Raw genomic sequence first — 21,586 nt, forward strand, 5'->3', positions numbered from 1 at the left:
GAGGTGAAGTAAATGGTATCTGAAAAAGAATTAAGAGAAATAGTAGAGCAGGTTATAGCAGAATTGGGAGGAAAATCTTCTAAAGATATGATTGAGCAGGTAGTACAGGAATGCACAGATATAGACAATACAGATAATAGTGAATTACCGGATATAACCACTATAGATTTGAAAAAGCAACTATTGGTTCCAAATCCAGAAAATCCAGAAGAGTATTTGAGTATGAAGGCAAAAACCCCGGCAAGGGTTGGAGTATGGAGAGCTGGACCAAGATATAAGACTGAGACTCTACTTAGATTTAGGGCAGACCATGCAGTAGCTATGGATGCTGTTTTTACAAATGTTTCAGAAGAGATATTAGAAGAGATGAATCTTTTCACAGTGAAGACTAAGTGTAGAGATAAAGATGAATATTTGACAAGACCAGACTTAGGAAGAAAATTTGATGATGAAGAGATTAAAAAAATAAAGGATAAATGCAAGTTAAATCCTCAAGTTCAGATAGTAGTGGCGGATGGGCTAAGCTCCACAGCTATTGAAGCTAATATAAAGGATATATTACCCGTAATAAATCAAGGACTAGAAGGATATGGAGTAAACACTGGTACACCATTCTTTATTAAATTTGGTAGAGTACCTTCAATGGATGTAGTATCAGAAGTTACAAAGGCAGATGTTACTTGTCTTTTGGTAGGAGAGAGACCTGGTCTTGCAACTGGAGAAAGCATGAGTGCATATATTGCATATAAATCAACAGTAGGAATGCCGGAGGCAAGAAGAACAGTGGTTTCTAATATACATCAGGGTGGAACAGCAGCTGTAGAGGCAGGGGCTCATATAGCCCACGTTATAAAAGAAATGTTAGATCAAAAGGCCAGCGGCCTAGATCTTGAGTTATAAAAATAGGAGGGATTTTTAATGAGAAACGATCCAATTCGTGCCCAAGTATTAAGTGTTAAATTGATACCAAATGTTGACCGAGATTTGGCAGATGCATTAGAGCTAGGATCACACCATAGAAGTATAGGATTAATAACATCAGATATAGATGATGTTTCTTATACAGCATTAGATGAGGCTACAAAAAAAGCTGATGTGGAGGTAGTTTATGCTAAGTCCTTCTATGCCGGAGCTGCAAATGCTTCTACTAAATTAGCTGGTGAATTTATAGGTATATTAGCAGGACCAAATCCTGCAGAAGTAAGAAGTGGATTAGATGCAGCTATTGACTTTATTGAAAATAATGCATGTTTCTATAGTGCAAATGAAGATGACTCTATAGCATATTTTGCTCATTGTATATCAAGAACTGGAACATATTTATCTAAATCCTCAGGAATAGACGAAGGAGAAGCTATTGCATATTTGATAGCACCACCTATTGAGGCAATGTATGCATTAGATGCTGCATTAAAATCTGCAGATGTTAAGATGGTACAATTTTATGGCCCACCATCAGAAACAAACTTTGGTGGAGGATTATTGACAGGGAGTCAATCAGCATGTAAGGCAGCATGTGATGCTTTTGCTGAAGCTGTAAAATTTGTTGCAGATAATCCAGATAAATATTAATTAAGAAGTCGTGGTGAAAATTATGAAAAATCAAGCCCTAGGAATGATAGAAACATATGGATATGTTGGAGCAATAGAGGCTGCAGATGTATGTGTAAAGGCAGCCAATGTAGAATTAGTGGGCTGTGAGTTCGTAAGGGGTGGATTAGTAACCATCCATATACGGGGAGATGTGGCAGCAGTAAAAGCATCAATAGATGCAGCAGAGGCTGCAGTAGTAAAAGTAGGGAATTTAATATCTACCCATGTAATTCCTAGACCCAGTAATGATGTGGAAAAAATACTACCAAATCCTGATCCAGAGCCTAAAAAGGAAAAGCAAGAAGTAAAAGAAGAAGTAAAAAAGGAAGAAGGATCAGATTCATCATTTAAAACTACTGAGGAACTAAAGGATATTAAAACTGTTGATTTAAGAACATTAGCTAGAGAATTAGATGATAAATATGAAGCCTCTTTCCCCATAGATAGAAGTGAAATTAGATCTGCTAGAAAAAAAGAACTTATTGAAGCCATACTAAAATTTTATGAAAGGGTGAAATAGGTGGTGATTAAGGATAAAGATTTAAAATCAATACAAGAAGTAAGGATATTAGTTGAGAAGGCTAAAGAAGCTCAACATATCCTAAGTAAGAAGAGTCAAGAAGAAATAGATAAAATAGTCAAAGCTATGGCTGATGTTGCATATAAAGAATCTGATAGATTAGCTAAGATGGCAGCTTCAGAGACTGGATTTGGTGTATACGAAGATAAAATAATAAAAAATAAATTTGCTAGTAAAGCAGTATATGAATATATCAAAGATATGAAAACCATAGGAATAATAGATGAGGATAAAGAGAATAAAATATTAGAAATAGCAACCCCTGTGGGAGTAATAGCTGGGTTAATCCCCTCTACAAATCCTACATCAACAGCTATATATAAGGCATTGATAGCAGTTAAATCTGGGAACTCTATAGTGTTTAGTCCTCATCCCGCTGCCACTAATTGTATCAGTGAGGTTGTAAGGGTACTTCAACAAGAGGCAAAAATGGCTGGAGCTCCTGAAGGGATATTAAACTCCATGACTATTCCAACTATGGAAGGTACAGCTGCCCTTATGAGACATAAAGATATAGCATTGATATTAGCCACCGGGGGATCAGCTATGGTGAAGGAAGCATATAGTTCAGGAACTCCAGCATTAGGAGTAGGCCCGGGAAATGTCCCCGCTTTCATTGAAAGAAGTGCAGATATACCTTTAGCAGTGAAGCGAATAGTAGAAAGTAAGACCTTTGATAATGGGACTATATGTGCATCGGAACAGGCAATAGTAACAGAAGATTGTATAAAGAAGCAAGTAAAGACAGAACTGGTTAAACAGAGAGTGTACTTCCTAACTGGAGATGAAGTAGATAAAGTAGGAAGGACTATACAGGATGAAAGTGGTAGATTTAATTCTTCTATTGCAGGGAGATCTGCAATAAAAATAGCAGAAATGGCAGGTATAAAGGTCCCTAGGGATACAAAGATATTGATTGCTGAGCAGAAAAATGTAGGAAAGAAATATCCATTTTCTAGGGAAAAACTTTCACCTATCTTGGCTCTATACTCTGAAGAGGATTGGGAAAAGGCCTGTGAAAAGTGTATTGAACTATTGAATTATGGTGGCTTGGGTCATTCTCTAGTTATCCACTCAAGAAATGAGGATATAATAAGAGAATTTGCATTAAAAAAACCAGTGTCAAGAATCTTAGTAAATACACCATCATCCCAAGGAGCCATAGGTGCAAGTACTAACCTAGCCCCATCATTAACATTAGGCTGCGGTGCTGTAGGAGGTAGTGCAACATCAGATAATGTAAGTCCACTTAATCTTATAAATATTAGGAGAATGGCTTATGGGGTGAAGGAAGTAGAAGATATAGGTAATGAGTATAAAGATCAATCTATTAAAAGTAAATCATCGTTTAATGATATGGACATTGAAAGAATAACAAAAATTGTTATGACTGAGCTTAAAAAATATAATTAGATTTATTAAATTAAAGGAGGAATATGAAAATGGCTAATGCAAATGCGTTGGGAATGATAGAAACAAAAGGATTGGTAGGATCTATTGAGGCAGCAGATGCTATGGTAAAGGCTGCAAATGTAACCCTTATTGGTAAAGTTCATGTAGGTGGAGGCCTTGTAAGTGTAATGGTTAGAGGAGATGTAGGGGCTGTTAAGGCAGCAACTGATGCTGGTGCAGCTGCAGCAGGAAGAATTGGAGAGTTAGTATCTGTACATGTAATACCAAGACCTCATAATGAAGTAGAATTGATATTGCCTAAATTTGAAGAATAGTCATTATAGGTGATTGCCTGGTCTTAAGAGGCCAGGCATAGACCTAAAAAAGGGTGTGATAATTAATGAAAGTTTTGACTGAATCTGAGCTTAGAATGATACTAAAAAAGGAAAATACAGATAAGATTGTTGTCAATTCCAATGTCATAGTTACTCCTTCAGCTAGGGAATATTTAAATGAAAAGAATATTGAACTTATATTTGAAGATAAGGTTAAGGATATCAAGGTTAAGTCAGATCCTAAAAATGAAGAAAAAAGAGAAGAAAATATATTCAAACCTAAATATATATCCAAGGATACTGGAGGATACTTTGAAAATAAACCAGAGAATATGACTCAATTGTATGGAAATGAATTAGTTTTTAAAGATCATTGTAATATAGTCTTTAGAGGTAAAATTGATAGTCTTGAATCAAAAATTTTAGAGGTTCAAGTAATTGCAGATAAAAACAAATCTAAAAAGCTTGTAAAGGAGCTTCAAGAGGTACTTCAATATGTTAGAAATATACTTAGATCAGAAGTGGTAAATGAGAAGATAGAAAATATAACCCTCTTTGGTCTAAGGGAAGAAGAAATTAGAGAAATGTCCCATAATCCAAAGAAACATATTGGAGTAGATCATATATTACCGGAATACAAAATGGGAGAAGAAGTAATAGGGTTGAACTATATTAGAAGTAATGTAAGAGAAGCAGAGATAAGTTCAATTCATTTAGGAAGGCCGGATATAATAAAGGCCCTTAATAGATTGAGTAGTGCAGTATATGTAATGATGTGTAGATATTTGGCTGGATACTATAATCAGTAGGAGGTGAGCCTATGGATGACATAATGATAAGGAATATTGTAGATAAGGTGATCAAAAACCTATCAGATCAATCTGAAAAGGAAGAATATCTCCCAATTGAAGCCTCAGCAAGACATGTACATCTTTCCAAGAATGAGGTAGAAGGACTCTTTGGAAAAGGCTATAGACTAACCCCTAAAAGAGAATTATCTCAGCCAGGGCAATTCCTAAGTCAAGAAAGGGTTGCCATAATAGGACCTAAGGGAATGTTTAAGAACGTTGCGGTACTAGGACCAGAAAGAAAAAATACTCAGGTAGAAATCTCTAGAACCGATGCAATATCTTTAGGAGTAGATGCTCCAGTTAGAGAATCAGGAAATATAAAGGGAAGTTCTTCTATATTTATATCAGCTAATAAAAACATGATAGAGATAAAAGAAGGAGCTATAGTAGCAAAGAGGCACATCCATATGCCACCAAAGGATGCTGAGAGATTTGGTCTAGAGGATAAACAGATAGTATCCGTGAAGGTATTTAGTGATAGGCCAGTTATATTTGAAGATGTATTAGTAAGAGTAAATAAAGATTATAGATTAAATATGCATATAGATTTTGATGAAGCCAATGCCTGTAATTTTAAAAATGGTGTAAAGGGACAAATATTGACAGAAAAGGGGAAATAAAATGATAGACTTTACAAAGTCAGATGCCTTAATTACTGAATTAGAAGAGACTATTAATAAACCTAAGAAAATTAAAGAGGGAGATAAATTATTAGTAGGAGTAGACTTAGGAACAGCATATATCGTGCTGGTAGTTTTAGATGAGGATAAAAACCCTGTGGCATGTGATATGGAATTTGCTCAAGTTGTAAAGGATGGACTGGTGGTAGACTATATAGGTGCTATGAATATAGTAAGAAAACTAAAGAAAAGGATAGAAGATAAGATTGAAGTTGAGCTTACCAAAGCAGCTATAGCTGTGCCACCAGGAACAGGCAAAAATGATAGTAAAACTCATATGTATGTAGTACAGGGAGCAGGGATGGAAGTAACAAATATACTAGATGAACCTACAGCAGCAAATGCAGTATTGAATATAGATAATGGAGTCATCGTTGATATAGGAGGGGGAACTACAGGGCTATCTATAATAGAGGATAATGAAGTAGTATATGTTGCCGATGAAGCCACAGGGGGAACCCATTTAACTTTAGTAATAGCAGGAAGCTATAAAATAAAATTTGAAGAAGCAGAAGAGTTAAAGACAGCCAGAGATAAGCAAAAAGAGGTATTTCCTGTGGTAATCCCAGTCATTCAAAAGATGGGGACTATTGTAAAAAATCATATCCAGAACTATGATGTGAAGGAGATATACCTTGTAGGAGGTACCAGTTGTTTAGAGGGGTTGGAGGGAGTCATGGAAAGTGAGACGAAGATAAGAACCATAAAACCTAAGAATCCATTTTTAGTAACGCCTTTAGGTATAGCTATGAATTGTAAGTTATAAAGGATGTGAATATGTTGAATATCGATTCAATGGATACTGAGAAATTGATTGAGTATATAATGCAGGAAGTCATGAAAAGGACTGAAGTGAGCAAAAAGGAAAGAATAGAAAGAGATAAAGTTTTAGCTATATCCTTTTCTACAGAGGATATTTCATATATAAATAAGGACTATTTTCATATAGATCATTTAGAAGAGATAGAAGGAAATATAGATATTACTTCCTATAAATATATTTTTTTAGGAAGTATGACCAATAAAGATATTGTTAATATTGCAATAGGTTTACCTACAGATAGGGTGTCCTCGGCTGTGATAGATTGCATTTTTCAAGGTAAGAGGATTTATGTATTAAGAGAGGGAGTTCAATATTATAAATATAAAGATACTTCTAATGTACCCTTTTATAATATGATGAAATCTTATGAAACTAAGCTTAAATCTTTTGGAATAGATTTTATAAGTAAAAATGATATCAACAATTTAATAGATGGAAATCAAGAAGATAAACCAATATCTAAGGAAGTTGTTAAAGGGATAGAAGAGTATACTCTCGACGAAAAGATAATTACTGAAGCTGTCATAAAAGACATTTATCAAAAGGGATATAAGGACGTTGTTATAAATAAGAATACCAAAATAACTCCTTTAGCAAAGGACTATATAAGAGCTAATAGAATCAATATTTTAAGTAAATTAAAGGAGTAGGGAGGAAGGCATTTATGATAGTAGGAAAAGTAGTAGGAAATGTATGGGCCACAAGAAAAGATGAAGCGCTAAATGGACTGAAACTTTTAGTTGTAAAACCTTTAGACTATTCCTCAGAAAGAGATCTTCCTACTTTGGTTGCCACTGATACTGTTGGAGCAGGAATAGGAGAAACAGTACTGGTAGTTAAAGGTAGTTCCGCTAGAAAAGCTTTAGATAGAGGAGATATTCCTATTGATGCAACAATTGTTGGAATAATAGATGTGGTGGATATACAGGATTAAGGAAAAGAGGTGGTAAGTTATGGATTTACTACAGAAAATATATGAGGCTGGAGTGGTAGGAGCAGGGGGTGCAGGCTTTCCAACCCATATAAAGTTAAATTGCCAAGTAGAATACTTTATTATAAATGCAGCTGAATGTGAACCTTTATTAAATACGGATAAATATCTAATGGCTACTAAAAGTGAAGAAATGATAAAGGCTATAGAAGAAGTAAGTAAACATATAGGAGCTAAACACCTTATCATAGCTATTAAGAAGAAATATAACAAAGAAATAGGTATTTTAAAGGATGCAATTGAAAGGCTAAATTCAAAAGTCCAATTATTCTATTTAGATAATTATTATCCTGCAGGGGATGAACAGATGATGGTATATGAAGTGACCGGTAGATCAATTCCTGAGGCTGGAATTCCTTTAGATGTTGGAGCAGTGGTATCAAATGTTGGTACATTAGTAAATATTCATGATGCAATGAAGGATAAACCAGTAACTGAAAAATATATAACTGTAGTAGGAGAAGTAAAGAATCCTATAATGATCAAGGTACCAGTGGGGATTTCTATAAAAGAGTGTATCGAGGCTGCAGGAGGTAGTACTATAAAGGATTATGCCATTATAATAGGTGGTCCTATGATGGGCACTATCATAGATGATGATGAATCCGATGAAAACTATATTAAAAAGACCGATGGTTCATTGATAGTATTACCTAAGGATCACTATATAGTTGAAAGGAAGAGAAAACCCCTTAAAACTATAATAAATGAGACTAGATCCGCATGTATTCAATGTAGATACTGTACAGATTTATGTCATAGATATCTTATAGGTCATAAATTAAGACCCCATAAAATAATGAGAAATATAGGTATGTCAGAGCATGATGCAGAAATAATGAAGGAAGCTTTAATCTGTTGTGAATGTGGAATATGTGAGCTTTATTCATGCCCCATGGGGCTTTCCCCGAGACTGGTAAATACCTATATAAAAGGGGAATTACGAAAGGGAGGTATAAGACCAGAAAAGGGAAGTAAGGATATTGAAAGTAGAGAGATGATTGAATATAGAAAGATTCCTACAACAAGATTAATGGCAAGACTAGATATACTTAAATACTATGATCAAAAATTAGATGATGTTAAGGAACTTCTTCCTAAAAAAGTTAGCATACCTTTAAGTCAACATATAGGTAAGCCTGCCAAGGCTATAGTATCGGTTGGAGATAATGTAGCTAAAGATCAGCTGATAGGGCAAATAGAAAGAAATGATATGGGTGCAAATATACATGCCACTATAGATGGAAAGGTAATAGAGGTGTCGGATAAAATAGTTATTTTAAAGGAAGATAATGGGGTGATTTCATGATAAGAACCATAGGGCTTATAGAATTAAATAGTATAGCTAAAGGGATAGAGTCAGCTGATGCTATGCTTAAGGCGGCAGAAGTGAACTTGATACTTTCAAATTCCATTTGTCCAGGAAAATATATAGTACTTATATCAGGAGATGTAGGAGCAGTGAAATCTGCTGTTGATGCAGGAAGAGATGTGGGGAAACAGTATATAGTTGATGAATTAGTCCTACCTAGTGTCCATCCTCAATTAATTAATGCTATAAATGGAGTTACCCAGGTAGGAGAAGTGAATGCAATAGGAGTTATGGAGTTTTTTAGTATAGCCACAGCAATAGTAGCTGCAGATTCAGCAGCAAAGGCTGCACAAGTAAACCTTATTGAAATAAGATTAGGTTTTGCCATAGGAGGAAAGTCCTTTGTTACATTAAGTGGAGACGTAAGTGCAGTGAATGAGGCTGTTGAAGCAGGCTCTATGAGGGGTAAGGATAATGGAATGCTTATAAGTAAAGTTGTTATTCCATCCCCTAGAAAAGAATTATTTGAAAAGTTATTATAAGTAACAAAAAATAAAGGAGGAATAATTTATGGCTATAAAAAATGCATTAGGAATGGTAGAAACAAAAGGATTAGTAGGTTCTATAGAAGCAGCCGATGCTATGATAAAAGCAGCAAATGTTACATTAGTAGGAAAAGAACATATTGGAGGTGGTTTTGTTACCGTAATGGTTAGAGGAGATGTAGGAGCTGTGAAGGCTGCTACTGATGCAGGGGCAGCAGCTGCAGAAAGAATTGGAGAGTTAGTCTCTGTACATGTTATACCTAGACCCCATGATGAAGTAGAGCATATCTTACCGAAGACAAGAATTGAATAAGGGAAGTAGAGGGCTTCTAAATATATTGTAAGAGGGGGAATTTTAATGAGTATTAACGAGATTATTGTATATATAATGGTAGGTTTTATGGTACTGGGTGCATTAGATAAGATATTCGGCAATAGATTTGGATTGGGCGAGAAGTTTGATGAAGGATTTATGGCAATGGGTTCTTTAGCTATAGCAATGGTAGGGGTTGTATCCTTAGCTCCAGTACTAGCTAAGATACTTACTCCAATTATAACACCTATATATAGCGCATTAGGTGCAGATCCAGCTATGTTTGCTACAACTCTTCTAGCTAATGATATGGGTGGATATCCCCTAGCTATAGAGATGGCTCAAAGTCCAGAGGCAGGACTATTTGCAGGACTTATCCTTGGAGCAATGATGGGACCTACAATAGTATTTACTATACCAGTAGCTCTAGGTATAATTGATAAGAAAGATCATAAATTTTTAGCAACAGGTATATTAGCAGGTATAATAACTATTCCTATAGGTTGTTTAGTGGGTGGAATCGTAGCAGGCTTTGAATTATCTATGATATTTAGTAATCTACTTCCTATAATTATAGTATCTGTACTTATAGCACTAGGTCTGTGGAAAATACCAAACAAGATGATAAAGGGATTCACTGTATTTGGTAAAGGTGTAGTTATAGTTATAACTGCTGGTACAGCAGCTATAATAGTTGAGACTCTTACAGGTATAGTTATAATACCAGGAATGGCACCAGTTTGGGATGGAATAGAGATAGTTGGTTCTATAGCATTGATGCTTGCAGGAGCATTCCCAATGGTACATTTTATTACTAAAGTATTTAAGAAGCCTTTACTTAGAATGGGTAAAGTTTTAGGTATGGGAGATGTGGCTGCAGCAGGTATGGTAGCTACTTTAGCAAATAATATACCAATGTTTGGTTTAATGAAGGATATGGATGATAGAGGTAAAATACTAAACGTAGCTTTTGCAGTAAGTGCAGCCTTCGTATTTGGTGACCACCTTGGATTTACAGCAGGGGTTGCAAAAGAAATGATATTCCCAATGGTAGTTGGAAAACTAGTTGCAGGTATAACAGCAGTTATGGTAGCGATGGTTATTGCAAATAAAACTCTTGGTAAAAAAGCAAAGGTTGAGAGTAATGAATAATATAGATGAAGAATTAGTAGCAGAAATAATTCAGAAGGTTTTGATGAAACAATTTAAAGAAAAAGAAAGTAAATTTATAAAAAAGATTGATGAAAGTGGAGTAGCAGTCATAAAGACAAATACAGTAAAACCTGAAAAGTTTGATACAGGAAAAGAAGGGGATAAAGTATACTTAAAGGATATATTGACCCTTGAAGAAAGTCCTAGAATAGGATGTGGAGTAATGGAGATGGAGGAATCCACCTTTGACTGGACACTAAAGTATGATGAAGTAGACTATATAATAGATGGAACCCTAGAAATAGTAATAGATGATAGGAGAATAGTAGGAAAAGAAGGAGATATAATATTCATACCTAAAAACACTTCAATAAAGTTCAGTGCTCCTGAATATTCAAGATTCATGTATGTAGTATATCCAGCTAATTGGGATCAATTATAAAGTTTTATATATAAAGGAGGGATTCAAATGAATCTCTCCTTTATAGTGTAGAATTTGCTGGCTTCAAAAGGATAGGTATGATCATACTTGTTGATCCTCAGATTGAAATTTGTCACCCTGAGCGGAGTCGAAGGGTATTACCTTCACTACGTTCAGGGTGACGGTACTATGGATTGCCACTCAGGGCTTGTGGAAGAGTTTTGTTTCGGCTTTATCCTTGTTGGTCCTTAAGTATACAAGTCTGTCAGTGTGAGAGCTGACAGGGATGATATGAAGGAATTGAATCGTTATTAAAATTGATAATTTTAAATTATTATAATATAATAAAAGACAATATTTTCTGAAAATAAGGAGTGATATAGATGATAGGAACAGTAACTTTAAATCCAGCGGTGGATAGGAGATACAATATTGATAAGTTTGAGATTGGATCAGTTAAAAGGACTAAGAATTACTCTGCCAGTGCAGGAGGAAAGGGATTAAATGTTAGTAGAGTAGTTCGTATGCTAGGGGAAGAAGTAGGGGCCTTTGGTTTTTTAGGTGGAAGTACAGGGGACTATATATTAAATGAATTAGAGAAACTAGAAGTGAAGTCATACTTCACCAAAATACAGGGTACCACCAGAACTTGTCTTAATATAATAGATGAGATAGGAGATAATATTGAGATTTTAGAGAAAGGTCCTATTATTGAGGAAGAAGAAGTAAATAGTCTTTTATCAAAGTTTAAAAAGGCAATTACTAAATTTGATATTATAACTATATCTGGTAGTATACCCTTAGGAGTAAAGGATAATATCTATGGAGAATTAATACATATTGCTAATAAGAATAATATAAAGACTATTTTAGATACTAGTAAAGGTGCCTTTATAGAAAATTTAAAAGCATCTCCTTATATAGTGAAACCAAATAAGGAAGAAGTAGAAAGTATAACTGGAATTAGTATGTGTAGTGAAGAAAATATAATTACTGCGGCGGAGAAAATATTGGAATTAGGGGCAAAAAATGTAGCTATCTCTCTAGGGGCAGAAGGAATGTATTTTATAGGAGTTGAAGGAAGATTTAAGGTGAATATACCTAAAATAGAATTAGTAAATGCCGTAGGATCAGGAGATAGTTCCGTAGCAGGATTTGCTGTAGGGTTCTCTCAAGGACTAGATATAGAGGGAGTATTAAAGTTGGCTAATGCCTGTGGTATTTCTAATGCAATGGAGAAAAATACTGGATTTATAGACCCTGTTGTAGTTAAGGATTTAACAGAGAAAATTGAAATAAGTAGTTTATAAGATATAGACTATTGATATATTTTTTTAAAAAATATATCAATAAATATTAAGTTAAATATTCCGGCTTGACAAAATAATCTGAATATTATATATTTAAAATATAAACGTTTCAATTTTTTATTTTAACATACTTGAAACGATTCAATAAAGGAAATGGTGATAAGATGTCCACGATAAAAGATGTAGCACAAGTATCTGGAATTTCCGTTGGTACAATATCCCGATATTTAAACGGATATAATGTAAAGCCAGAAAATCAGGAAAAAATCGAAAAGGCTATAGAGGAATTAAATTATAGAGTAAATCCTATAGCCAGAGGATTAAAGACTAATAAATCTTTTACCATAGGAATTATAGTACCTAGTATCACTGATGTTTTCGCCAATCAGGTTATTGAAGGGGTAGAAGATATATTAGAAAGAGAAAATTATAGCATAATTATCTGCAGTTCTAGAAATAGACTGAAGACTGAAAAGGAGAAGCTTTCATTCCTAAAGGAAAAAAGAGTAGATGGTATAGTTATGATGCCAGTTTCTGATGAGAGTAAGCATGTTAATGAATTTATTGAGGAAGATATTCCTTTAATACTTATTGACCGTCTATTGGAAGAAGTAAAATGTGACGGTGTTGTTTGTGACAATGTAAATGGTTCTTATCATGCTATGGAAGAACTAATTAGATACGGTCATAGAAGGATAGGTATTATTGCTGGTCCGGAAAACGTATACACAGCTAGGGAACGTTTAAACGGATACAAAAGATCTTTAAATGATTATCAAATCTCTATTGATGAAGAACTTATACAATATGCTAAATATGAAAAAAATGGAGGATTAGAAGGTTATGAGAATCTAATGAATCTTTCTAATCCACCAACAGCCATATTTGCAACTAACTATGAAACTACTATGACAGGAATAAAGTACTTTATGGAAAGAGGAATTAAGATTGGTGAAGATATATCCTTTTTTGGATATGACAATACCGATATATTCCAGATGTTAACTCCATCAATTTCAACAGTAGTACAACCTATGAATGAAATTGGTGAAGAGGCTGCAAAGCTTTTATTAAGTAGGATTGAAGGGAATTTTACTATTCATCCTATCATTCAAAGATTAAAAACAAGATTATTACTTGGATCATCTGTAAAGAAAATTTTTTAGGAGGTGAAGTACGTAGAAGATAAAAGAATTATTAAGAGCAGAAATACTATAGTCATAAGTATTGAATATTAAATTAAAGAGTGAAGGGGAGAAAATTTGTTATGAAAAAGATAGTAAGTTTAGCGCTTATATTAATGATGTTAGTAGGAGTAACAGTAGGGTGTTCTGACGATGCTTCAGACACAGGAAGTAGTGGTGAAGAAAAAATTACTATTGGTGCTTCTTTATTAACACAGTCCCATCCATTCCAAGTAGCTATTAAAGATGCAATGGAGCAGGAAGCAGAAGATCAAAATGTTGATCTAACTGTAGCAATAGCAGACCAAGACCTTAATAGACAAATATCCGATATTGAAGACTTTATCAATAGAGGAGTAGATGTTATAGTTCTTACTCCAGTGGATTCTGATGGTATCCAAGGAGCTATTAGAAAAGCTAATGATGCCAATATTCCAGTAGTTACAGTAGATGTTAAAGCTAACGATGTAGAGGTAGCTTCCCATATAGCAACTGATAACTATGCTGGTGGTATGATAGCTGCGGAAGCAATGGCTCAATTAGTTGGTGAAGAAGGAAACGTAGGATTAATTACTTACCCTGAAGTACAGTCTGTTAGAGATAGAATAGATGGATTTAAAGAAGTAGCAGCAAAATATCCTAATATGAATATTGTGGTAGAATTACCAGGAAGAACTAGAGAAGAAGCTCTTACAGCATCTCAAGATATGCTAACAAGCAATCCAGATTTAGTTGGTATATTTGGATTTGGTGATGATATGGCAATAGCAGCTACAAATGCAGTGTCAGAGAAAGATTCTGATGCAGTAGTTGTTGGATTTGACGGATTAGAAGAAGCTAGAAATAAAGTTAGTGAAGATAATGCTTTTGATGCAGTAGTTGTCCAATATCCTGAAGAAATGGGCTCTATAGGAATTCAAACTGCTATTAAATTAGCAAATGGTGAAGAAGTAGAAAAAGAAATTCCAATTACACCCGGGCTTTTCGTAGAAGGACAAGAATTTGTTGACGCATCTGTTGAAGATGGAAATGTTAATGTAGATTTAGGACAATAATTTAAATTCGAGGTAAGACCTAGTCTTACCTCGAAAATTTAATAATAAATTAATCTTAAAAAGCGAGAGTGAATCTTATGGATACAATATTAAAAATGAAGAATATTAGAAAAGAATTTCCAGGAGTTGTGGCCCTCGATAAAGTTAATTTAGAACTTAAAAAGGGAGAAGTATTAGCCCTTTTAGGAGAAAATGGAGCTGGGAAGTCCACATTGATGAAAATTTTATCTGGTACTTATCATCCAGATAAGGGAGAGATATTCCTTAAAGGTAATAGAGTGGATATAAAGGATGCTATCCATGCTAAAGAATTAGGTATAGGAATGATTCATCAAGAATTAAGTTTAAGTCCCAATCTATCTGTAGCAGAAAATATATTTGCTTTAGAAGAGCCTACGAAATTTGGAATAATAAATGATAAAAAAATGATAGAGGAAACAAAAAAACTATTAGATAATTTAGGAGTGGACTTAGATCCAACAGATATTGTAAGTGATTTGTCTATTTCTCAGCAGCAAATGGTAGAGATTGCTAAGGCCTTATCTACTACTCCAGATATTTTAATAATGGACGAGCCAACATCGGCTTTAAGTAATAGAGAAACAGATAAACTATTTGAAATAATAGATAAATTATTAAAGGAGGATATATCGATAATATATATATCCCATAGAATGGAAGAATTATTTAAAATTACTGACCACGTTACAGTCCTTAGGGATGGAGTATATATTGATACAGTTAAGACTGAAGAAGTAACAGTTGATGAATTAATCAAAATGATGGTTGGAAGAAGTATGGATAATATTTATCCAGATAAGGATTTTAAATATGTTACAGATGAAAAATTATTAGAGGTTAAAAATTATAATAAAAAGAATTTTTATAGAGATATTAATTTCTTTGTAAGACCAGGAGAAATAGTAGGTTTATATGGATTAATGGGAGCTGGAAGAACAGAAATAGCTCAAGGAATATTTGGAATATTACAAAAAGATAGTGGAGAAATGTTTATAAATAATGAAAAGGTAAATATCAACAGCCCCTCAAAGGCTTTAGAAAATAAGATAGCCTTTGTAACTGAGGATAGAAAAAGAGAAGGGCTTATTTTATCTACTGATGTAAAAGAGAATATTATAATGGCTAATATTGATAAGATTCTAAATAAATTTAAATTTATAGACTATAAAGAAGAAATCAATACCGCAAATAAGCATGTTGAAAATTTAAGAATAAAAACTCCCCATATTTACCAGACAGTAAATAATCTTAGTGGAGGAAATCAACAGAAAATTGTGCTTTCTAAGTGGTTTGAGATAGAACCAAAAATATTAATACTAGATGAGCCCACAAGAGGAATAGATGTAGGTTCTAAATATGAAATATATGAATTAATGATAGAATTAGCAAGATCTGGTGTAGGAATAATTCTAATATCCTCTGAATTACCAGAGATATTAAATATATCAGACAGATTATTAGTGGTTAATAATAACACTATAGTTGAAGAATTAAATCCAAAAGAAACTACCCAGGAAGAAATTATGGGAATCATTACAAAGGGGGTAAAGAATCAAAATGAATCTTAAAAAAATAACAGGAAATCAATTATTTAAAACTTATGGAGGTACTACTATTGCTCTAGTCATATTAATAGTACTATTTTCCTTTACTAGTCCATACTTTTTAAATACTTCAAATTTATTGAATATATTATTACAGGTATCTATTATTGCAATATTAGCTCTAGGAATGACCTTTGTTCTGATGATAGGAGAAATAGATCTATCGGTAGCTTCTACCCTAGCCTTAAGTGGTGTAGTATTGGGTGTAATGCTAAATAATGGATTTAATCCTTTCTTAGCTATTTTGGTAACTATATTAGCTGGTATATTAGCAGGATTATTTAATGGAATTATTGGAGCGTATTTTGGGATACCTACCTTCATTGTAACGGTTGCAACTATGCAGTTATTTAGGGGTATCGGATATGCTATTACGGATGCAAAACCTATTAGTATAACTAATGATTTTATATTATATATAGGAAATGGAAAGATATTTAATATTATTCCTGTACCGGTAGTAATATTAATTGTATTAGCGATAATTGCCCATATTGTAATGGCTAAAACGAAATATGGTAGACAATTGAAAATGATAGGTGGAAATAAGGTTGCAGCAAAATATGTTGGAGTGAAAATAAATAAGCTACAAGTATCTGTTTTTGCTATTGCAGCTATAACTGCTGCTATAAGTGGTATATTAATGGCTTCTAGACTATACTCAGCTCAACCAAATACTGCCCAAGCCTATGAATTAGATGCCATAGCTTCTGCTGTTTTAGGTGGTACAAGCTTAACTGGTGGATATGGTACTATATTCGGTACATTTATTGGAGCACTAATCATTGGTGTTATCAATAATGGTATGAATCTAATTGGATTAGAGTATTTCTATCAACAAATAGTTAAAGGTCTTATTATAATAATTGCTGTATATATTGATGTAAGGAATAAAAGAAAGTCATTAGAGAAATAAAGGAGTTTTTAATATGGGAAAGGTTATAACTATTGGTGAAATATTAGTTGAAATTATGGCAAAAGAAATCGGTCAGACATTTCTACATGCAGGGGATTATAGGGGCCCATTTCCTAGTGGAGCTCCAGCTATTTTCATAGATCAAGTAGCTAAAAGTGGAAGCCCTGCAAAGATAATATCGGCTGTAGGCAAGGATGGGTTTGGAGAAGTGAATTTAAACAGATTAGAAAGTAATGGTGTAGATGTTTCCAACATTAAAGTTCTAGAGGATGAAACAACAGGAGTAGCTTTTGTAACCTATAAAGAAGATGGAGATAGAGACTTCATATATCATATTTCAAATGCTGCTTGTGGAAGAATCAATAAAAATTATATAAGTAAAGAAGATTTTGAGGATTGTAGTTATTTTCATATAATGGGCTCGGCTATTTATAATGAAGGTATTAGAGAAACTATAAATAAAGGCAGAAGATTAGCTAAGAAGTATGGATGCAAAATTTCCTTTGATCCTAATATAAGAAAAGAAATAGTTAATGACAAAGAGAAAAAAGAACTTTTACTTAATATATTATATGAAGCAAATATTGTTTTAGCGGGAGAAGATGAACTATATTATTTAACAGAAAACAAAGATGAAAAAAGTAATGTGGAGAATTTATTTAATAAGAATGCAGAGATAGTCATAATTAAAAGAGGTAGTAAAGGGGTGACCCTCTATACTCATAACAAAACTGTAGATATTTCTCCTTATAAAGTTGAAGAAGTTGACCCTACCGGAGCTGGAGATTGCTTTGGTGGAACCTTTATTAGTTGTATAAATCAGGAGATAGAAGTAGAAAAGGCTACAAGATTAGCTACTATTGCTGGAGCTAAGGCTGTTACTAAGAAAGGGCCTATGGAAGGAAATACTACGTTAGAAGAATTAGAGGAAGTATATAAGGAATTATACTAAGGAGGTAGAATGGATGAGTAATCTAACAGAGGGTAAGAAGAATTACTTAGATAAATTAACCGATGATAATGGAATAATTAATGCCCTAGCTATTGACCAAAGGGGTTCTTTAAAGAGAATGCTAGGAGAAGCAGATACTGAAAATATTGATGAAGTATTAAGTACTTTTAAATATCATATATCAAAGAAGTTAACTCCTTATACTTCGTCAATTTTATTAGATCCTAAATATGGGTGGAAAGGAGCTAATGAAAGGGATAAGAATGCAGGGCTTATTATGGCTTATGAAAAGACTGGTTATGATGCCACCCAGCCAGGGAGATTCCCAGATTTATTAGAGAAATGGTCAGTTAGAAAGTTGAAGGAAGAGGGAGCAGATGCAATTAAATTCCTACTATATTATGATGTATCTGAACCAGATTCTATAAATGATAGAAAGAAGAGATTTGTAGAAAGAATTGGCTCTGAATGTAAATCAGAAGATATTCCATTTTTCTTTGAAATTGTAACCTATGATCAAACTATAGAAGATAAAAAAGGAAAAGAATATGCTAAGATAAAGCCTGGAAAAGTAATAGAGGCTATGAGAGAATTCTCTGATGAAAGATATGGAGTAGATGTACTTAAAGTAGAGGTGCCAGTAAATATGAATTATGTGGAAGGCTTTAGTGATGGAGAAGTACTTCATACAAAAGAGGATGCCATGGAATGGTTTAAACGTCAAAATGAAGTAACAGATATTCCATTTATATTTTTAAGTGCAGGAGTATCGTCAGAGCTATTCCAAAAGACTTTATCTTTTGCTGGAGAAGCTGGCTCTAATTATAATGGAATATTATGTGGTAGAGCCACTTGGAAGGAAAGTGTAGACGTATTTGTAAATGAAGGAGAAGAAGCAGCAGCAAAATGGCTTAGCACTCAAGGTAAAAAGAATATTGAAGAATTAAGTGAAATATTAGCTAAAACAGCAAGACCTATTGAATAATTATTTCTTTATTTGATATTCCCCTATCATATAAAATAGAAACACAATAAAAAAGTATCCTATTGAGAATTTAGGGTATTTTTTTATATGTATGGTAAAAAGAAAATTTGGGGATTTTATTATAGATAAATTTTTTAAGATATATAATTTGGTAGTAGATATTATTTTAGGATTAAATGAAGCATTAGTTCTTCAGGAGATATGATATAGCATCAATTGTATAGATAGAATAAAACACCAAAGGCTAGGGGTTTAACCCCTAGCCTTTGATATTTCCTTCATATATAATTCTAAACTTCTCATTCCCTCATCTAATTTTCGGATGATTTCACTTCCGATAATAACTCCATTTGCTCCTTTTGAAATTACTTTTTTTATCTGTGTAGGGCTATGGATGCCGAAGCCTATTTGAAGGGGTATGTTTGATACTTTTCTTATGTTTTCCATGGTTTGTATATATCCTTCTGGAAGGGAGCCTTTACCTCCAGTTTTGCCTACTCCTGACATCACATAGGCAAAGCCTTGGGTGATATCAAGAGTTTCTTTTATTGTGTTCATATCCATTTCTTCATTGTAGATCTGGATAGTATCTTTCTTTTCAGTGATTATTGTTTCATCAGGACATAGGATAGCATCATATAGATCAATGTCTAGCAGATTATATTTATCTATCCCATCTTTATAGCTCATTATAACTATAGGTAGATCAGGATATTGGAATTTTATCTTTTTTAAATATGTTATTATGATGTGCCTATCTAAACCTTTGGAGATTACCTTCCTGTGGGTATTAGATATTGTAGCTCCATCTAATATAGGATTTTCTACTGGTATACCTATTTCTAGTATATCCATTCCGTTTATTACCATGATATCCAAAGCATTAAAGAATTTATCTGAATCAGGATATCCCAGTGTAAGATATAGAGTCAATAGGTTTGATTTATTAGTTAATATATTTTTTAGATTATTCATTTAGAACAATCCTAGAATCCAGCCTACTATTGGACCATAGAAAGCATAGTCTGTTTCTGCTAATACTCTCATAATAGGTTCATAAGCTCCTATATAAGGTAATAATAGAGCTTGACCCCAAATCAATATAAGTCCGTTTACAAAAGAACCTACAATTGCACCTCTTCTACCTCCAGTAGAGTTACCAAATATAGCTGTTACAGCTCCTGTAAAGAATGTAGGAATTAATGCTGGGAATACTATTACAGGATATTTAATTGCTCCTAATATAGCCATACCTATTAAACTTGCTATAAGACTTGTGATAAATCCAACTATAACTGATGTGGGATGATTTGGGAATAGTAATGGTATATCTAATCCAGGAACTGCATTTGGTACTAATTTATCTGATATACCGTGGAAAGCTGGTACTATCTCAGATAGCATCATACGTACTCCGGTGATTATTACTGTTATCCATAGACCGAACTTCAAACCATTTAGTATGGAGAAAATGAATATGTCTTTACCTTCACTTACATTTTCCATAACAAACCTTGGTCCGGATATAAGGGATACTATAAAGAATATTAGAGTCATTATAACACTTAGGGCTATAGTGGTTTCTCTTAAGAATCCTAGATACTTTGGAAGCTTTATATCTTCAAGGTTATTATCTTTATTTCCTACCAATTTACCAATCTTTGCTGATATAAAACAGCCTATAGAGCTTGAGTGACCTATTGTATAACCTTCAGCTCCAGGGATGTTTTTCATTAAAGGATATAGATAAGCACAGCTTAGGGTTAAATATAGACCTAATAAGATAGATCCTATTATTGTTATCCATAAAGAAGATAGATTAGTTCCTACTGATAATAAGGCTGCTATCAGTCCTGCATAGAAAAATGATACATGGGCTGAAAGATGGATGAATTTAAACTTGGTGAATCTTGCTAATAATACATTTACTAAAAATCCAAAGGCAAATATCAATGTGGCAGATGCACCAAATGCTGTCATACTAGCTCCTATAGCATTGTTTATATCTGCAACATTAGCCTCCATTCCAAATATATTTTGTAGCATTGGTTGGATAGGTAATAGTGTCATACCCATACTTTGAGCACCGGTAGTGATCAAGAGAAATCCTACCATAGTTTTTACTGTTCCTGCTACAACTTCACTAAAGTTTTTCTTTTGTACTAAAAGACCAATTAGTGCTACTATACCTATTAAAAAAGCAGGTTCACTTAAAACATTAGCAATAAGATACATAAAAAATTCTTTCATTTTTTCTTCCCCCTTAAAATTTTTTATTAATTTATTTAATTGCTTCTAATAATTGAGTTCTTAAGCTTTCTTTGTCTGTTAAATTATCTATCTTTATTACTTTTGCTGTTGTATTTCTCAGTACATTAGCAAAATCTGATGTAGTGACTATGATATCTGCTGAATTAGGGTCAATAGATCCAATATCTGTAGCATCCACTGTTGCATCTAGATTCTCGCTCTTTATTATTTGTTGGGTGTATACCTTAAGCATCATACTACTTCCTACACCGGCTCCACATACTGTTAATATTTTAATCATAACAATCTCTCCTCTATATT

General features: G+C 33.5%; 24 protein-coding genes and 1 pseudogene. 22 read left to right on the forward strand and 3 right to left on the reverse strand.

The genetic code is table 11. The features are described from left to right. The first annotated feature begins 12 nt into the window (after nt 1-12). From eutC to lacD, 22 genes and pseudogenes are all read left to right on the forward strand, one after another. Nucleotides 13-900, forward strand: coding sequence for an ethanolamine ammonia-lyase subunit EutC (gene eutC / locus GOQ27_RS05180; RefSeq protein WP_203365773.1), 888 nt, complete (start codon nt 13-15; stop codon nt 898-900). 18 nt (nt 901-918) lie between these two features. Continuing rightward, nucleotides 919-1,572, forward strand: coding sequence for an ethanolamine utilization microcompartment protein EutL (gene eutL / locus GOQ27_RS05185; protein WP_203365774.1), 654 nt, complete (start codon nt 919-921; stop codon nt 1,570-1,572). A gap of 22 nt (nt 1,573-1,594) precedes the next feature. After that, a pseudogene (locus GOQ27_RS17600) lies at nt 1,595-1,861 on the forward strand (BMC domain-containing protein); the annotation flags it as partial. A gap of 255 nt (nt 1,862-2,116) precedes the next feature. Next, nucleotides 2,117-3,586, forward strand: coding sequence for an acetaldehyde dehydrogenase (acetylating) (locus tag GOQ27_RS05195; RefSeq protein WP_350445881.1), 1,470 nt, complete (start codon nt 2,117-2,119; stop codon nt 3,584-3,586). Nucleotides 3,587-3,615: 29 nt separating this feature from the next. Next, a complete protein-coding gene (locus tag GOQ27_RS05200; protein WP_203365777.1) occupies nt 3,616-3,900 on the forward strand; it encodes a BMC domain-containing protein in 285 nt (94 codons plus the stop codon). Between the two features lie 65 nt (nt 3,901-3,965). Beyond that, nucleotides 3,966-4,709 carry a cobalamin adenosyltransferase gene (locus tag GOQ27_RS05205; protein ID WP_203365778.1) on the forward strand — a complete coding sequence of 248 codons (744 nt, stop codon included), beginning with the start codon at nt 3,966-3,968 and terminating at the stop codon, nt 4,707-4,709. A gap of 11 nt (nt 4,710-4,720) precedes the next feature. Next, nucleotides 4,721-5,371, forward strand: a complete 651-nt coding sequence (gene pduL, locus GOQ27_RS05210) for a phosphate propanoyltransferase (RefSeq protein WP_213018401.1) — start codon at nt 4,721-4,723, stop codon at nt 5,369-5,371. A gap of 1 nt (nt 5,372) precedes the next feature. Continuing rightward, a complete protein-coding gene (gene eutJ / locus GOQ27_RS05215; RefSeq protein ID WP_203365779.1) occupies nt 5,373-6,197 on the forward strand; it encodes an ethanolamine utilization protein EutJ in 825 nt (274 codons plus the stop codon). Nucleotides 6,198-6,208: 11 nt separating this feature from the next. Further along, the gene (locus GOQ27_RS05220; RefSeq protein WP_203365780.1) at nt 6,209-6,904 is read left to right on the forward strand and encodes a hypothetical protein; all 696 of its coding nucleotides are present in this window, start codon (nt 6,209-6,211) and stop codon (nt 6,902-6,904) included. A 14-nt stretch (nt 6,905-6,918) separates the two neighbouring features. Beyond that, complete coding sequence (locus tag GOQ27_RS05225; protein ID WP_203365781.1) at nt 6,919-7,188, forward strand: EutN/CcmL family microcompartment protein; 270 nt, start codon at nt 6,919-6,921, stop codon at nt 7,186-7,188. 19 nt (nt 7,189-7,207) lie between these two features. Further along, a complete protein-coding gene (locus tag GOQ27_RS05230; RefSeq protein WP_203365782.1) occupies nt 7,208-8,554 on the forward strand; it encodes a 4Fe-4S dicluster domain-containing protein in 1,347 nt (448 codons plus the stop codon). Continuing rightward, nucleotides 8,551-9,099: a BMC domain-containing protein gene (locus GOQ27_RS05235; RefSeq protein WP_203365783.1), complete on the forward strand. Its 549-nt coding sequence runs from the start codon at nt 8,551-8,553 to the stop codon at nt 9,097-9,099. The genes GOQ27_RS05230 and GOQ27_RS05235 overlap by 4 nt, the downstream gene beginning before the upstream one ends. A gap of 28 nt (nt 9,100-9,127) precedes the next feature. Then, nucleotides 9,128-9,415 carry an ethanolamine utilization microcompartment protein EutM gene (gene eutM / locus GOQ27_RS05240; protein WP_203365784.1) on the forward strand — a complete coding sequence of 96 codons (288 nt, stop codon included), beginning with the start codon at nt 9,128-9,130 and terminating at the stop codon, nt 9,413-9,415. A gap of 45 nt (nt 9,416-9,460) precedes the next feature. After that, entirely contained in the window at nt 9,461-10,567 is a 1,107-nt protein-coding gene (gene eutH, locus GOQ27_RS05245) for an ethanolamine utilization protein EutH (protein ID WP_203365785.1), read from the forward strand. Continuing rightward, nucleotides 10,560-11,009 carry a cupin domain-containing protein gene (locus tag GOQ27_RS05250; RefSeq protein WP_203365786.1) on the forward strand — a complete coding sequence of 150 codons (450 nt, stop codon included), beginning with the start codon at nt 10,560-10,562 and terminating at the stop codon, nt 11,007-11,009. The genes eutH and GOQ27_RS05250 overlap by 8 nt, the downstream gene beginning before the upstream one ends. A 362-nt stretch (nt 11,010-11,371) precedes the next feature. Continuing rightward, on the forward strand, nt 11,372-12,298 hold the full coding sequence (pfkB, locus tag GOQ27_RS05255) for a 1-phosphofructokinase (RefSeq protein ID WP_203365787.1): 927 nt from the start codon (nt 11,372-11,374) through the stop codon (nt 12,296-12,298). Between the two features lie 131 nt (nt 12,299-12,429). Continuing rightward, nucleotides 12,430-13,464, forward strand: a complete 1,035-nt coding sequence (locus GOQ27_RS05260; RefSeq protein WP_252187753.1) for a LacI family DNA-binding transcriptional regulator — start codon at nt 12,430-12,432, stop codon at nt 13,462-13,464. A 101-nt stretch (nt 13,465-13,565) separates the two neighbouring features. Next, on the forward strand, nt 13,566-14,537 hold the full coding sequence (locus tag GOQ27_RS05265) for a substrate-binding domain-containing protein (RefSeq protein WP_203365788.1): 972 nt from the start codon (nt 13,566-13,568) through the stop codon (nt 14,535-14,537). Between the two features lie 77 nt (nt 14,538-14,614). Then, nucleotides 14,615-16,126 (forward strand): sugar ABC transporter ATP-binding protein, encoded by a 1,512-nt coding sequence (locus GOQ27_RS05270; protein WP_203365789.1) that lies wholly within the window; start codon nt 14,615-14,617, stop codon nt 16,124-16,126. Beyond that, nucleotides 16,116-17,078, forward strand: a complete 963-nt coding sequence (locus tag GOQ27_RS05275; RefSeq protein WP_203365790.1) for an ABC transporter permease — start codon at nt 16,116-16,118, stop codon at nt 17,076-17,078. Before GOQ27_RS05270 ends, GOQ27_RS05275 begins: the two co-directional genes overlap by 11 nt. A 13-nt stretch (nt 17,079-17,091) precedes the next feature. Next, nucleotides 17,092-18,030 carry a carbohydrate kinase family protein gene (locus GOQ27_RS05280; RefSeq protein WP_203365791.1) on the forward strand — a complete coding sequence of 313 codons (939 nt, stop codon included), beginning with the start codon at nt 17,092-17,094 and terminating at the stop codon, nt 18,028-18,030. A 13-nt stretch (nt 18,031-18,043) separates the two neighbouring features. Then, nucleotides 18,044-19,015, forward strand: a complete 972-nt coding sequence (gene lacD, locus GOQ27_RS05285) for a tagatose-bisphosphate aldolase (RefSeq protein ID WP_203365792.1) — start codon at nt 18,044-18,046, stop codon at nt 19,013-19,015. Nucleotides 19,016-19,267: 252 nt separating this feature from the next. Here lacD and trpA read toward each other — a convergent pair whose 3' ends face one another. The 3 genes from trpA to GOQ27_RS05300 are packed head-to-tail and all read right to left on the reverse strand — an operon-like array spanning nt 19,268 to nt 21,566. After that, nucleotides 19,268-19,990, reverse strand: coding sequence for a tryptophan synthase subunit alpha (gene trpA, locus GOQ27_RS05290; protein WP_203365793.1), 723 nt, complete (start codon nt 19,988-19,990; stop codon nt 19,268-19,270). After that, on the reverse strand, nt 19,991-21,265 hold the full coding sequence (gene ulaA, locus GOQ27_RS05295; protein ID WP_252187754.1) for a PTS ascorbate transporter subunit IIC: 1,275 nt from the start codon (nt 21,263-21,265) through the stop codon (nt 19,991-19,993). A 31-nt stretch (nt 21,266-21,296) separates the two neighbouring features. Beyond that, on the reverse strand, nt 21,297-21,566 hold the full coding sequence (locus GOQ27_RS05300; RefSeq protein WP_203365794.1) for a PTS sugar transporter subunit IIB: 270 nt from the start codon (nt 21,564-21,566) through the stop codon (nt 21,297-21,299). Nucleotides 21,567-21,586: the final 20 nt, after the last annotated feature.

This window comes from Anaeromonas frigoriresistens, assembly GCF_016820655.1.
Lineage (GTDB): Bacteria > Bacillota > Clostridia > Tissierellales > SIT17 > Anaeromonas > Anaeromonas frigoriresistens.